Below are 14,625 nucleotides of genomic sequence, written 5' to 3' on the forward strand. Positions count from 1 at the left end.
GCACTTTCAGGCAGAGGTGAAGGCAGCCGCCACCATCTCCTCCAGCTGGTCAGCGGATGCGAGGTCATGCGGCCGCACGATCTTGTTGTCTGCAACGTAGAAGAAGGCCGCCCGGACATCCTCCAGTGGCACGCCTTTCAGCCGCGACCACGCCAGCCGGTAGACGGCAAGCTGCACCGCCCGGGTCCGCAGCTGGGGCCCGGACGGCCGCCGTCCGGTCTTCCAGTCCACCAGGTCCCAGCGGCCGTCCGCGTCCTGGAAGACGGCGTCGATCCGTCCACGGACCACAACGTCACCTACGCGGGTCTCCACCGGGACCTCAACAAAAGCCGGGGAGCGGTGGGCCCACGGGGAGGACCTGAAGGTGGCCACCATGGCGTCGAGGTCGTAGGCCGCATCGATGTGGTCATCGGAACCCGGCGCCTCGCCAAGGTCCAGCATGCCTGCACTCCCGAAGTACTCTTCCACCCACGCGTGGAAGGCTGTTCCCTTCCGTGCCGACATGCCCGGTTCACGCGGCACCGGCCTGCGGAGCCGCCAGAGCACCGCCTCCGGGTCTTCGTTGAGGTCCACAAGTGTGGATGCGGAAATATGGGTGGGAAGGTGCACCTCCTGGGCGGACGACTTCCTTGCCCGGCGTTCCAGCAGCAGTGCTGCTTCCCTCGCCCAGCCGGCAGCCGGACCGCTGAGCTGCGGAGCCGGGACCATCATGAAGTTGTCCTGGCCGGATAGAGCATTCGCGGGCGCTCCGGCATCCGGCAGGGGCAGGGCCCGCTCATGGGGCAGGGCCCTTCCATGGTGCATGGACTCCAGGGCAGCTGCCACCCGGGCGGACGCCCGTTCCATGGCATCCCTGCGGCCCGTGCCAAGGCGGAGGCGCCCACCCGTCCGGGGATCCACCGGCCCCTCCAAGGGATCGTAGGGCCAGCCGGCCACCTCCACATCGAGGGTCAGCGGGCTGGCCTCCGGCAACGAAGCCTCCTCCACAGACCGCGGGTGGATGCCTGCCTGCACCGGGAGACCTTCGCGGGCCGGCGCAGCCAATGGCTCCAGCTCGGCCAGGAACTGTGACATGTCGGCCCGCCCGGACCTCGACCCCACCCAGGCTGCGCTGGACGCCCAGAGGACGTGCTTGGCCCGGGTGTACGCCACGTAGGCCAGGCGGCGTTCCTCCGACTCCCCGTGCGCCTGGACGGCTGCCTTGAAGTCCTTTTCCGCGTCCAGCCATCCTTTTTGGTCCGGCTGGTCCAGGTCCCACTGGGGCAGGTCTGCCCGGTCGCCGCGCAGCGGCCAGGGCAGGGCCGCGGATCCGCTGCTCCAGCGCGAGTCACGGTCGCTGGGAAAGTCCTTGGCATTCAGGCCCGGAACAAAGACAACATCCCATTCCAGCCCTTTGGAGGCATGCACGGTGAGCAGCTGGACCGCCTCACGGTTGACATCGCTTGGCGGTGCTTCCAAGCCGTTTTCTTCAGCTGATGCCGCTTCCAGCCAGGACAGGAAGGCGAGGATGTCCACGCGCTGTGAGGTGCGCAGGAAGCCGGCCGCTGCATCCTGGAAGGCGTCAAGGTTCCGGCGGGCCTGGTGGATGCTGATGCCCGGCCTGGCGGCGACCTCGATGTCAAGGAGCATGGCCCTCTCCACTTCTCCCAGCAGCGTGGTGAGGTCGTCCCCCAGGTAGCCCCGGAGCTGGCGCAGCTCCGCCGAAAGCCGAAGCATCCGTCCGCGTGCGGCCGGGGTGAGGGACCTGCCGTTCGATGAGGTCCACCCCTCGCGCGGCAGCCAGTCCAGGGCTTCAACGAGGCTGGCGGTGTCCGTCAGGTCGCCTTCCAGGACGGCCGGTTCGGCATCCGGGACGGTGTCATCAGCCGCTCCGGCCTGGCCGCGTCTCCGGGCGAGCTGGCTGGACCAGTCCCTCAGCGCCATCAAATCTGCCGGGCCTATCCGCCAGCGGGCCCCCGCGAGCAGGCGCATCAGCGCGTCGGAGCGGCCGGGGTCGGCGAGGACGCGCAGGGTGGCCACTAGATCCACGATTTCCGGGGTATCGAGGAGGCCGCCGAGACCGACAATCTCGTAGGCGATGCCTCGGGCCTCCAGTTGGCGCCGGATGGGTTCCATTTGCGCACGGCGCCGGCACAGCACGGCGATGGCGGGCGGAACCGGGGAACCGTCGGGCTTGAGCTCAAAGTCCGTCACACGGTATTTGAGGATGTCGTCAGCGAGCGCGGCAGCTTCGTCCACGTCGCTGGCAAACCGGCCCAGCACCACGGATCCTGCCGCCGCGTGCGGACTGGGCTGCAGCGGCGGAACTTCGGGGGCCACGGCCCCTCCCCCGCCGGCGGGGCCGCGCTGCGCGGCCGCCCGTCCCAGGGACTCGGACATGACGTTGGCCGCGGCCAGGATCGAGCGGCCGTTCCGCCAGGCCGTCGTCAGGTAGGACGTCGGCGCAGGAGCCCAGGTCCCGGTGTCCTCCGCTGGACGCTCCCCCGCGGCGCCTTCTTCCGACCCCTGGGGGGCCGTCTCCAGCCTCACCGGAAACTCCCGGACAAAATGGAAGAGCTGCCCGGCCGAGGCTCCGCGGAATCCGTAGATCGACTGGTTGGGATCACCCACGGCCGTCACCGCATGTCCGCCGCCGAAGAGCCTTGAAAACAGGACGAGCTGGGCGTGGGACGTATCCTGGAACTCGTCCAGCAGCACCACCTTGTAGCGCTGCCGCTCCATCTGCGCAGCCAGGGGGACTTCGCGTGCCACTCGGGCAGCGAGGGCCACCAGGTCGCCGAAGTCCAGCGCACCGCGGGCCCGTTTGGCCCCTGCATAGCGTCCCACCATGTCGGCCACGGAAGCCCTGGTCCGCAGCATTCCGGCGAGATCGGCCGCTGCCTGCGGGGGATTCTTCTTTTTGTCGGCAAGGTAAGGAAGTGACTCGAAGTCGGACAACCGCGCCATCAGCCAGGCCTCGACGTCCTCGGGTTCTTGGAGGTGCTCGGCGCATTCACCGGCCAGCTGGATGACTGCCTTCACCAGCGTGGACTTTGCTGCCCGGAAATGTCCGTATTCGCCGTCGTAGGCCTCCACGACCTCGCTGGCCAGCTGCCAGGCCTGCGCACCGCCCAGCAGGACCACATCACGCTCCACCCCCAGCCGGAGCCCGTAGTCGGAGACGATGCCGCTGGCGAACGAGTGGTAGGTGGACACCTTCGGTTCCAGGGCGTCGCTGCTGAGCAGCCCCTCGGGGAAAACCGTGTGACCCCTTTCCCGGCCAACCGTGTCCTGGGCCATCTTGTCCTGGGCAACCAGCCGCTGGAGGGCAGCCAGCTTCGCACGGATGCGCGATGCCAGCTCACCGGCAGCCTTCCGGGTAAAGGTCACACCCAGGACTTCTTCCGGCCTGACCCACCCGTTGGCCACGAGCCACACCACGCGGTCCGCCATGGTGGCTGTCTTCCCCGATCCTGCCCCCGCAATAACCAGCCGCGGGGTCAGCGGCGACGAAATGATCGCCGACTGTTCCGGCGTCGGCACGTTTTTTTCACCCAGCAGCGCGGAAAGCTCTTCCGGGCTGAACCGCGGCCGGGGCGGTGTGGCGGCCGGTGCTGCTTCCCGGGCAGCCAAGGCCAGGGCGCCTGAAGGCCCGGCGGCAAGGGACGACCCCTGCTCTTGCACGTCCTGCATCATTCAGTCACTTGCCTTCCACGCACGCACAACGGACAAACTTCGGGGAGCCGGCAGCCGTGGCCGCCGTGGCTGCCTTTGGATGGATCGTGCCGCGCTTCGAAGGCGCTGCCGCCCATCACCGAAGCTGCATCCTTCACCATGTCCAGGGCCCAGTTGTCCTCCTGATCGATCGGGTCCTGCTGCTGGATGGCCGGATTTTTTGCTCCGGTTCCGAGCTGGGCCAGTACCGCCCCGCCGGGTACCGGTCCCGCCTGGCCGCCCGGACCGTCGTCGAACCCGCCGGCAAGCACCGCTGCCTGGTAGGCACCCAGCTGCGGATGCCGCGCCAGCTCCCCCTTGCCGGGCTGACGTTTCCCCGTCTTCAGGTCCACGATCACCAGACGGCCCTCAGCGTCGATCTCCAGCCGGTCCACCTGGCCGCGCAGGACGGCGTCGCGGTCCGGGGCATCATCAACAGGGACCGTTCCAAGCGCCACCTCGAAATCCTGCTCCACGCCTGCGAGGCTCCTCCCCTCGCTCCGCATCAGGAGGACATACTGGGCCAGCTTTCGCACCATGGACTCGGCACGCTGGAAATCAAGCCTGCCCTCCCAATTGTCCTTCATTCCCAGCGCGGGCCAGCGCCGGACGAGTTCCGCGACGTACTCGGAGCCGGAGGCGTCCGGGAGTTCCTGGGCAATCGCGTGGACCAGGGTGCCCAGGCTCCGTGCGAAGTCGGTGGCAGCCTCACCTCCTGCGGCCTGGACGAACCAGTCGAGCGGTGATTTTTGGACTGTCTCAACTTTTGACGGTGACACGAACACCGTGCCGCCGGGTGGAACCACCGCCGCTTCGGAGCTCAGCGGGGGAAGACCCCACCAGCTCTGCGGATGCGCGCCCGGAACGGGCGGCTCCGCCCTGGCCAGGCGTGCAAGCACCCTGGCCGCTTCCTCCGCCTGCGGAGCGTCATGTCCGTCCAGCTGGGCGTGCTGCCGCAGTTCGGCAACAAGCGCGCGGAGCGTCATGGGACGCTCAACGGGAGTGAAGCCGCGGGTTTCCTGGCCGGGAGCCAGGGGCGCCACATAGTCGAGGAACGAGGACGGCTGGTCGTCTTCGGAGGATACGGCGGTGCAGAGCAGCAGTTCGCGGGCACGGGAGACTGCTGTGGAGAAACTCCGGAGCTCGTCATACCGGATATCGCGAAGCCGGCTTAGGGGATCCCGTTGCAGGGCGTAGCCTGGGCCGTGCTCCACGGCATCGCTGTACAGGGTGCTTCCAAGCAGCTCGCCGCGGAGCCGTGTGTTGGGCCAGACGCCCTCCTGGAGGCCGGCAACAATCACCACCGGCCATTCACGTCCGGCTGCGCTGGCAGGCGTCATCAGCTCGACGGCGTCGTCCACCTGTGCGCGTGCGGCAAGGGTGTCCATGGGCAGCTCCTGGTTCAGGAGATATTCAAGGAACTGCTCAGGACCCGCACCGGGCACCTGGTCAACGTAACGCTCCGCGGTGTGGAAAAGCGCCATCATGGCATCCAGGTCGCGGTCCGCGCGTGCTCCGTGCGGTCCGCCCGAAAGGGCCGTCTCCGTCCAGGCGCCGGCGAGCCCGGTGGAGTTCCAGAGGGCCCAGAGGACTGACTCGGCGTTGGCGCCGGGTTCAGCAGCCGCCCTGCTGCCTGCCTGGATCATGCGTGCCGCCCGGCGTGCGGCGCGGCCCTCGATGCCAAGGGTTGACAGCGCATTAGGCTCCAGCAGCGCTTCGACCAGCAGTGCGTCGCTGGTACGGCCTCCGCCGCCCAGGATTTCTTCCCTTCTCAGCGATTGCCGCAACCGGCGGAGCTCGATGGACGTCGCACCGCCGATCCGCGAGGTCAGGAGCGATACTGCGGCTTCGGGGGTGAGCAGTGCCGGGTCCAGCGCGATGGCGAAGGCATCAAGCAGCGGACGGACGGCCACCTCGTCCCGGACAGCGGACTCTGCCACGGGGACACGCACGGCGATCCCCTGTCCGGACAAATACCGCTGGAACTCGCTGACCTGGGCGCCGTTGCGCACAATGACCGCGACGTCGGCCAGGTCACGGCCGTGGTTGATGTGCTGGTCCAGGATCCGCTGGGCCACGTACCGCAGTTCGTGCACGGCGGACGGAACAAGGTGTGCCTCCACTGCCCCTTCCGGGCTGTCGCCGCCGGGCTGGTCGAGGCGCCTGGCAAGCTGGCCGCCCGCCCGCTGGGAGATCCGTCCGGCGACACTTAGCCAGGCTTCGGAAACCCTGGTCCCCTGCCGGTGGGCATACCGCAGCGGACGCTCCACCACAGGCGCCCCCGGCGACAGCAGGTGCGGCAGTTCCGCGACGAGGTCCGGCCTTGCCCCGCGGAAGCCCTGGACGACGGTGTCCGGGCAGAAGGCCACGAAGGAGTCCTTGCCTCCGGCTATGTCGGCCAGCAACTCAAAGACTGCGGGGTTGGCCTCCTGGATGTCGTCCACGAGGATGACCTGCAGGCGCTCCCGTTCCGCGGCCAGGAACGCAGGAAAATCCTGGAACACCTGCCGGGCGGCCGTGATGATCCCGGCGGGGTCGAAAGCCTCCGGCATCCGAAGGTCCAGGACATCCCGGTACTCGGAATACAGCGCGGCAGCGGCAAGCCAGTCAGGCCTGCCGCAGTCACGTCCGAGCCGCACCACGTCCTCCGGAGTGCGCCCTGATTCAATGATCCGGTCAAACAACTGCCGGACTTCCTGCCGGAAGCCGCGCGTTTCCAGCGCCCCCTCCATATCGGCAGGCCAGGGCAGTTCCAGGCCCGGGAGGCGGTGTCCTTCAAGGAGTTCCTTGATGATGAGGTCCTGCTCAGGCCCGGAGAGGAGCCTCGGCGGCCTGGACAAGGAAAGAAGCCCTTCAGCTTTGGCGCGCCTGATGACATCGAAGGCGTAGGACGCCCAGGTACGCGCCGGCGTTGTGCTCAGGCTCCTGTCCAGCCGTGCGGTGAAGCGGTCGCGGAGGGTGTCGGCTGCGAGGCGGCTTGGTGCCAGGATCAGCATGCGCTCTGGATCCACGCCGTCCCGGAACACCCGGCGGACGGCGGCCTCGACGAGGGTGGTGGTCTTACCGGTTCCCGGGGCACCGGGCATCAGTACCGGCCCGGCCCCCTGGGGTACATCAACCGCGGCCTGCTGGTCCGCCGACAGCAGCGGCTCTGCCGCATGGACGTGGCGGGGTGGCAGCAGCTTCAGGCCTGTCGCGGCCGGTCTTCCCTGGCTGCGGTCCGTGCTGCCGGCTCCAGGGCCCGCCGTTGTGTCAGCATCAGGTGCAGGACCTTCCGCGGAATCGTCCCTGTACTCGTCACGTGGGCCGGTGAAGGGCGTTGTTACTGTCACACAGACATTCCATCATCAGCCACCGACAATCCATGCAGCCGCCGCTCCAGCTCCTCGGCAACGGCATCAATCACGTCCAGTTCATCTTCGGCGGGCGCCCACCGGGCGGCCTGAAGATCCACACGCCAGCGTCCTTCCCGGGTCCGCTGGTATTCCAGATAGGCACCAAGGAGGGGCGTCCCCTCGGCAAGGTAGTGGCGGAGGGCCTCTGCCTCGTGCCCGGCAGGTGCATGGCCGCTCGCCTTGAGGATCCGCCACCAGGGCACGCCGCTCCCGTAGTGGCTCATGACGGCGCCCACCTGCCTGGGGCCGCCGGACCCCAGCAGCTCGGCAACGTCGCCGTACGCCACGGCGGATGCGGCGGGCACCAGTTCCACGACGGCCAGCACCGCCTCCACGTACTCAATCCGCATTGATCCAATCTAGCGGCAGTGGCGCTCCACGGAATTGTCAGTGGTGCCCTTTAGCGTTGACATATGAGCACCTGGAACACCCTCCCCCGCGCAGCTTTCGACCTGGAAACCACGGGCCGCAACTCGCGGGCTGCACGTATTGTCACGGCCTCCGTAACGGTGGTGGACCATAACGGCGACGTCATCAGGGAACATGAGTGGCTGGCCGATCCCGGGGTGGAGATTCCCACGGAAGCCAGCGACGTACACGGTGTCACCACCGAAAAGGCCCGTCGGGAAGGCAGGCCCGCGCATGAGGTGACGCAGGAACTTGCCGCAGTCCTGCAGGACCTTTTTGACACGAACATCCCCGTCATCGCTTTCAACGCAAGCTACGATTTCACTGTCCTGGCCGCGGAATCGGCGCGCTACGGCGTGCCCCAGCTAAGCCGCTTCCCGGTCCTGGATCCCTACATCATGAACAAGCAGGTGGACCGCTACCGGAAGGGCAAGCGCACCCTGACGGCGCTGTGCGAGGAGTATGGCGTGGTCCTGGACAATGCCCACACCTCTGCGGCCGATGCCCTGGCAACGCTGCGGGTCCTGGACGCCATGGCCGGCAAATTCCCAAAGCTGATGATGCCCGCGAGCCAGCTCCACCAGCTGCAGGTGGACTGGGCCACCAGCCAGGCGGCAGACTTCCAGGGCTACCTCCGGAAGACCAAGCCGGCTGCCGTCATCGAGGGCGACTGGCCGGTACTTCCCCCGCAGGACGCGAGCCTCGGCGGTTTCTGACATAGTGCTGCCGCGCGGATGCGAGGCAAGTCACAGTAACAGGGCTTCACATAGGCGGGCAGGCAACCACCTCCGGTATTCGGCGCCACCTTGCCCGGACCGCTCGGTCGAAGCGCAGTATTGCCCAAACATCGAATAATATTTGCTCCTGAGCATGCCGCCGGTGCGTTTGTTTGAAAGTTCACCGAAAAACCCCAGGTGAGAGAATAAAGTTTTGCGGTCACCCCTGCCTTGCCGTGCTTGAACAGCGCCGGGCAGGTGCCAGGCGCCACCAGCGCAGCCTCGCGGCCCGGTTGACTAATGACTCAGATGAAAGCGACAACCTGATGAAAATCAAAGCGATGAAGTGGCTCACCACGGCTCCCGTGGCACTCGCCCTGGCTGTCTCCCTCGCCGCCTGCGGCTCAGGGTCCGCCGAGCCGTCGGGGACACCCACGGACGCCCTCGCCGGCAGCGACCAGCAGACGCTGGACAAGTACACCACCGCCGACGTCACCCCGATCGACCAGATCGACACAACCAAGCTGGGCCTGAACACCGAAGGCAAGCTTGAGGTGGGCACGCTGTCCGACGCCCCGCCAAACATCTTCATTGACCCCTCGGGCAAGTTCACGGGCTACGACAACGAACTGCTGCGCGCGATCGCCGGCAAGCTCGGCCTCGAGGTCGAATTCGTCGCCACCGATTTCTCGGCACTCCTGTCCCAGGTCCAGACCAAGCAGTTCGACGTCGGGTCCTCCTCCATCTCCACCACGGACGCCCGCCGCCAGAACGTCGGTTTCACCAACGGCTACGACTTTGGCTTCATGGCCGTGGTTGCCAAGACCGACAGCGATGTCAAGGGCTTCGCCGACCTCACCGGCGACCTCCGCATCGGCGTGGTCCAGGGCACCGTCCAGGACGACTACGTCACCAACACCCTCAAGCTCGAGCCGATCCGCTTCCCGGACTACGCCACCGTGTACGCCAACGTACGCAACGGCCAGGTGGACGCCTGGGTGGCGCCGTCCCAGCAGGCCACGGGCCAGGTCAAGGAAGGCGACGGCACGGTCATCGCCGAATCCGTCGTCAACACGCAGAACTTCACGGCCTACGCCGTGGCCAAGGACAACCAGCCGCTGATCGACGCGCTGAACTCCGGCCTGGACGCCGTAATCGCCGACGGAACCTGGTCCAAGCTGACCAAGGAGTGGTACCCGGACCGCGAAATGCCGGCCGACTGGAAGCCGGGCAGCAAGGCCGCCACGGTTCCGCAGAGCTGATTGAGCCGGGACGTTTATGGATCTCCTGGACCAACTGGCCGACACTTTCTTCAACTGGGAGGAAATGGCCAAAGTCATTCCCGCCCTGCTCATGGTGGGCCTGCCCAACACGCTGATACTGGCTGTGGCTTCCGGCATCTTCGGTTCCCTGCTGGGTCTCGCGCTGGCCATGATGGGCATTTCCCGCAACGCGGGAGCCCGGTGGGTGGCACGTATCTATACCGACATCTTCCGTGGCCTGCCCGCCATCCTGGTGATCCTGGTCATCGGCATCGGGCTCAGCCCCATCGCCAGGGAAATCACCGGGTCCCGGAACCCGTACCCCCTGGGCATCCTGGCTTTGACCCTGATCGCGGCTGCCTACATCGGTGAAATATTCCGTTCGGGTATCCAGAGCGTTGAGAAGGGCCAGCTGGAGGCATCCCGGGCGCTGGGCTTCAGCTACGGCAGTTCCATGCGCCTGGTGGTGGTGCCGCAGGGAATCCGGCGGGTCCTGCCCGCACTGGTGAACCAGTTCATCTCGCTGCTGAAGGATTCTTCGCTGGTGTTCATGCTTGGCCTCGCTGCTTCGGACCGGGAAATCTTCCGGATCGGAAATGACGCCATGGCCAACACCGGAAACCTGTCACCGCTGGTGGCGGCCGGGGTACTGTACCTGATCCTGACCGTTCCGCTGACGCACTTCGTGAACTTCATCGACAACCGGCTGCGGACCGGCAAGCCGGAAAAGAAGGAACCGGACGAGCTGGCAGCGCCTATCGGCAAGGGGGCACAGGCATGACGGAATTCGCTTCCGGAACCCTGACCGGCAAGAACCTGCACCTTTCTTTCGGCCACAACCATGTTCTCCGCGGCATTGACCTGCATGTGGAGAAGGGCACCACGGCCTCCGTGATCGGCCCGTCGGGATCCGGCAAGTCAACGCTGCTGCGCGTGATGAACCGGCTGATCGAACCCGACCAGGGCGACATCCTCCTGGACGGCCGTTCGGTGCTGAAGGACAACCCTGACGAACTCCGCCAGCGGATCGGCATGGTGTTCCAGCAGTTCAACCTGTTCCCGCACAAAACGGTGGTGGACAATGTGTCCCTGGCGCTGCGGAAGCTGCGGAAGCTGTCCAAGGAGCAGGCCCGCGCCGAAGCCCTGGAACAGCTGGACCTGGTGGGCCTGAAGCACAAGGCCGACTCCCGGCCGGCCAACCTTTCCGGTGGACAGCAGCAGCGTGTGGCCATCGCCCGGGCCCTGGCCATGAAGCCTGAGGTCATGTTCTTCGATGAGGCGACCTCTGCCCTTGACCCGGAACTCGTCAAAGGCGTCCTGGCGCTGATGGCCGACCTGGCCAAGGGTGGCATGACCATGGTGGTGGTGACCCACGAGATGGGATTCTCCCGCAACGTGTCGGACACCGTGACCTTCATGGATGCCGGCGTCGTCGTGGAATCCGGCCCGCCGGAGCAGATCTTCACCGCGCCCCGGACGGACCGGCTGAAGGGCTTCCTCTCGGACGTCCTCTAGGTTCACAGGCAGGCACCGACAGAAAATCCCCGCCTCCTGGACATTGCCCCCTTGCACGCAAGGGGGACTTGTCCGGAAGGCGGGGATTTCTTTGTGTTGAGGAAGGGCGAACGACGGCGGAGCTAGGCTTGCGCCGCGGCGGCAGCTTTCGCTGCAGCCGGCAGTGCGTCGAAGATCCGGTTCATCGCGGTGTCATCGTGTGCGGCGGAGAGGAACCAGGCTTCGAAGACCGACGGCGGCAGGTATACCCCGGCCTCCAGCATCGAGTGGAAGAACGGCGCATAGCGGAAGCTCTCCTGCGCCTGGGCATCGGCGTAGTTGTGGACGCCGTTGGCCGAGGTGCCGAACGCCACCGAGAACAGGTTGCCGGCGAACTGGATGGAGTGGTCCACCCCGGCGGAGTCCAGGGCGCTGGACAGTGCCGAGGAAAGTTCCAGCGAGCGGACATCGATAAAGGAGTAGACGTCCCGGGTGGCGTGGGTCAGGGTGGCCACACCGGCCGCCATCGCCACCGGGTTTCCGGAGAGCGTTCCGGCCTGGTAGACGGGCCCCGTGGGGGCCAGGTAGTCCATGACGTCGGCACGACCGCCGAGGGCCGCCGTCGGCATTCCTCCGCCGATGACCTTGCCGAAGGTGAGCAGGTCCGGGGTCCACGGCTCGGCGGCGTCCGGCGCTCCGCCGGTAAGCCCCCAATAGCCTGAGTAGCCGGTACGGAAACCGGTGAGCACCTCATCCACGATGAGCAGTGCCCCGTGCTCACGGGTGATGCGTGACAGGCCGAGGTTGAAGCCCTCCCCCGGGGTCACCACGCCCATGTTGGCGGGGGCGGCTTCGGTGATCACGGCCGCGATGTTCTGCCCGTGGGCGGCGAAGGCTTCCTTGACGGCGGTGAGGTCGTTGTAGGGCAGCACCAGGGTTTCGGCGGCGGTGGCCTCCGTGACACCCGCGGAGCCGGGCAGGGCGAGGGTGGCGACGCCGGAACCTGCAGCCGCGAGGAGTCCGTCCAGGTGGCCGTGGTAGCAGCCGGCGAACTTGATGATGAGGTTGCGTCCCGTGAAGCCGCGCGCCAGGCGGACGGCGGTCATGGTGGCCTCGGTGCCGGTGGACACCATCCGGAGGCGTTCGACGGCGGGAACGCGTTCCTTGACGATTTCGGCCAGGTTCGCCTCATCCGGGGTGGAGGCGCCGAAGGAGAGTCCGCGGTCCACGGCTGCGTGGACCGCGTCCAGCACGGCGGGGTGGGCGTGGCCCAGCAGCGCCGGACCCCAGGAGCAGACCAGGTCCACATATTCCTTGCCGTCGGCGTCGGTCAGGTACGGACCCTTGGCCGAGACCATGAAGCGCGGCGTTCCGCCCACGGACCCGAAGGCACGGACCGGCGAATTGACCCCGCCCGGCATGAGCTGGCGGGCGCGGTCGAAAAGTTCCTCGTTGCGAGGGTTGCTGGAAGTCATGGATCCTATTCTCTCAGGTGGCCGGCGCTGTCTTTTGCCGGGTGCGTCAGGTGCCGAGCAGTTCTGCCACGCGGGGTGCCACCGCCGTGCCCATCAGCTCAATGGAGCGCATCATGGCGGAGTGCGGCAGCGGCCCGTTGCTGTATTTGAGGTCGAACCGGTCGACCCCCAGGTTTTGTTTCAGCAGGACGATCTTCCGGGCCACCGTCTCGGGAGAGCCGACGTAGAGGGCGCCCTCGGGTGCGCACAGGGCGTCGAACTCGCCCCTCCCCGCCGGTCCCCAGCCCCGCTCGGCGCCAAGTTTGTTCCGCAGCTTCAGCCAGTGCGGGAAGAGTTCTTCCCTGGCCTGCTCGTCGGTGTCGGCCACGTGTCCGGGTGAATGGGTGGCCACCTGCTGCATGGGGTGGCCGTACTTGGCCATGGCTTCCCGGTAGAGGTCCACAAGCGGACGGAAGGCGCGCGGTTGCCCGCCGATGATGGCGAAAATGATGGGGTAGCCGTACTGGGCGCAGCGCAGCACGGATTCCGGTGTGCCGCCCACTCCGATCCAGGTGGGCAGCAGGTGGCGCTCCAGCGGCGGGTACACGCTCAGCCCGGACACGGCGGGCCTGGTGCGGCCTTCCCAGTGCACCGGTTTCTGCGCCCGGACCTTGTCGAACAGCTCGAGTTTCTCCTCGAACAGGACCTCGTAGTCGGCCAGGTCCAGTCCGAACAGCGGAAACGATTCGATGAAGGAGCCACGGCCCAGCATGACTTCGGCACGGCCGTTGGAGATGGCGTCCACGGTGGAGAACCGCTGGAACACCCTGATGGGATCATCGGAACTCAGGACGGTAACCGCCGAGCCCAGGCGGATCCGGGTGGTGCGGGCGGCAGCGGCGGCGAGGAAGACTTCCGGAGCGGACACCGCGTAGTCCTTGCGGTGGTGCTCGCCCACGCCAAAGGCATGGAGTCCGACGGCGTCCGCCAGCTGGGCCTCTTCGAGCAGCTGGCGCAGCACCCGGGCATGCGGCTGCGGGCTTCCGTCCGGGTTCTCACCGACATCGCCGAACGTGTTCAGGCCCAGGAGGATCCGGCCAGGTCCCACCGGGGCGGTGGGGCCCTCGGGACCCGCTGCGGATCGGGGAGCCGGGGTGTCGGTCATCAGGACTCCTTCAGCCAGCCGGCCAGTTCGGCGGCCCAGTAGGTCAGGACCATGTGGGCGCCGGCGCGCCGGATGCCCAGCACGGACTCGTTGATGGCGGCGCGCCGGTCGATCCAGCCGTTGGCGGCGGCGGCCTCGATCATGGCGTACTCGCCGGAGATCTGGTACGCCGCCACCGGTACCGGGCTCATGGCGGCGACATCGGCCACGATGTCCAGATAGCTCATGGCCGGTTTGACCATCACGATGTCGGCCCCCTCTGCGAGGTCCAGTTCCACCTCGCGAAGGGCCTCAGTGCGGTTTCCGGCGTCCATCTGGTAGGTCCGCCGGTCGCCTTTCAACTGGGAGTCGACAGCTTCACGGAACGGACCGTAGAAAGCGGAGGCGTACTTGGCGGAGTACGCGATAACGGATGTGCTGGTGTGGCCCGCACCGTCCAGGGCGGAACGGATGGCGGCGATTTGGCCGTCCATCATGCCGGAGGGGCCCAGCATGTGGGCGCCGGCGTCAGCCTGGGCCACGGCCATGCGTGCGTAAATCTCCACGGTGCGGTCATTGTCCACGTAACCGTCGGCGTCGAGCACGCCGCAATGGCCGTGGTCCGTGAATTCGTCCAGGCACACGTCGCTCATGACCACCAGGTCGTCTCCCACCTCGGCGCGCACGTCCCTGATGGCCTTGTTCAGGACGCCATCCGGGTCGAGGGACGCCGTTCCCTCGGCGTCCCGGGTTTCCGGGATGCCGAACAGCATGATGCCGCCCAGCCCGAGCTCCACCGCTTCAGCAGCAGCACGCTTCAGGGTTTCCGTGGTGTGCTGGACAACGCCCGGCATGGAGGTGATGGGGTTGGGTTCCGTGAGGCCTTCACGGATGAAGGCGGGAAGGATTAGTTCCGCCGGTGCCAGGCGGGTTTCGGCGGTCAGCCGGCGCATGGCAGGCGTGGTGCGCAGGCGGCGGGGGCGGTGGCTGGGAAAAGTCATGGTCCTGTCCTTGGCGTTGGTTCGGGCGGTGAGTGGGTGGCCGCTGGCGGGCGTCCCG

The 14,625-nt window shown here is 67.1% G+C and carries 10 protein-coding genes; 4 read left to right on the forward strand and 6 right to left on the reverse strand.

Going from position 1 to position 14,625, the window contains the following annotated elements; all coding sequences use genetic code 11:
* Positions 1-6 precede the first annotated feature (6 nt).
* From HTS88_RS05840 to HTS88_RS05850, 3 genes are all read right to left on the reverse strand, one after another.
* On the reverse strand, positions 7-3,675 hold the full coding sequence (locus HTS88_RS05840) for an ATP-dependent helicase (protein ID WP_246256032.1): 3,669 nt from the start codon (positions 3,673-3,675) through the stop codon (positions 7-9).
* Positions 3,672-6,881: an ATP-dependent helicase gene (locus HTS88_RS05845; RefSeq protein WP_217432257.1), complete on the reverse strand. Its 3,210-nt coding sequence runs from the start codon at positions 6,879-6,881 to the stop codon at positions 3,672-3,674. The genes HTS88_RS05840 and HTS88_RS05845 overlap by 4 nt, the downstream gene beginning before the upstream one ends.
* Positions 6,882-7,021: 140 nt before the next feature.
* The gene (locus tag HTS88_RS05850; RefSeq protein ID WP_174176408.1) at positions 7,022-7,438 is read right to left on the reverse strand and encodes an MGMT family protein; all 417 of its coding nucleotides are present in this window, start codon (positions 7,436-7,438) and stop codon (positions 7,022-7,024) included.
* A gap of 63 nt (positions 7,439-7,501) precedes the next feature.
* On the opposite strand from HTS88_RS05850, the gene HTS88_RS05855 reads away from it, so the two are divergent.
* The 4 genes from HTS88_RS05855 to HTS88_RS05870 all read left to right on the forward strand — a co-directional run bounded on the left by HTS88_RS05855 (position 7,502) and on the right by HTS88_RS05870 (position 10,989).
* Positions 7,502-8,212: a 3'-5' exonuclease gene (locus HTS88_RS05855; protein ID WP_174176410.1), complete on the forward strand. Its 711-nt coding sequence runs from the start codon at positions 7,502-7,504 to the stop codon at positions 8,210-8,212.
* Positions 8,213-8,538: 326 nt separating this feature from the next.
* Positions 8,539-9,474: an ABC transporter substrate-binding protein gene (locus tag HTS88_RS05860; RefSeq protein ID WP_174176412.1), complete on the forward strand. Its 936-nt coding sequence runs from the start codon at positions 8,539-8,541 to the stop codon at positions 9,472-9,474.
* Between the two features lie 16 nt (positions 9,475-9,490).
* Entirely contained in the window at positions 9,491-10,255 is a 765-nt protein-coding gene (locus HTS88_RS05865; RefSeq protein WP_066277429.1) for an amino acid ABC transporter permease, read from the forward strand.
* A complete protein-coding gene (locus tag HTS88_RS05870) occupies positions 10,252-10,989 on the forward strand; it encodes an amino acid ABC transporter ATP-binding protein (protein WP_104185032.1) in 738 nt (245 codons plus the stop codon). The genes HTS88_RS05865 and HTS88_RS05870 overlap by 4 nt, the downstream gene beginning before the upstream one ends.
* 122 nt (positions 10,990-11,111) lie before the next feature.
* Here HTS88_RS05870 and hemL read toward each other — a convergent pair whose 3' ends face one another.
* Genes hemL through hemB form a run of 3 tightly spaced genes read right to left on the reverse strand, consistent with a single transcriptional unit; the run spans position 11,112 to position 14,567 of the window.
* Positions 11,112-12,443 carry a glutamate-1-semialdehyde 2,1-aminomutase gene (hemL, locus tag HTS88_RS05875; RefSeq protein ID WP_174176414.1) on the reverse strand — a complete coding sequence of 444 codons (1,332 nt, stop codon included), beginning with the start codon at positions 12,441-12,443 and terminating at the stop codon, positions 11,112-11,114.
* Positions 12,444-12,489: 46 nt separating this feature from the next.
* Positions 12,490-13,587, reverse strand: coding sequence for an LLM class flavin-dependent oxidoreductase (locus HTS88_RS05880; RefSeq protein ID WP_174176416.1), 1,098 nt, complete (start codon positions 13,585-13,587; stop codon positions 12,490-12,492).
* Positions 13,587-14,567 (reverse strand): porphobilinogen synthase, encoded by a 981-nt coding sequence (hemB, locus tag HTS88_RS05885; RefSeq protein WP_174176418.1) that lies wholly within the window; start codon positions 14,565-14,567, stop codon positions 13,587-13,589. The genes HTS88_RS05880 and hemB overlap by 1 nt, the downstream gene beginning before the upstream one ends.
* Positions 14,568-14,625: the final 58 nt, after the last annotated feature.

This window comes from Pseudarthrobacter oxydans, from assembly GCF_013314975.1.
In the GTDB taxonomy this organism is placed as follows: Bacteria; Actinomycetota; Actinomycetes; order Actinomycetales; family Micrococcaceae; genus Arthrobacter; species Arthrobacter oxydans.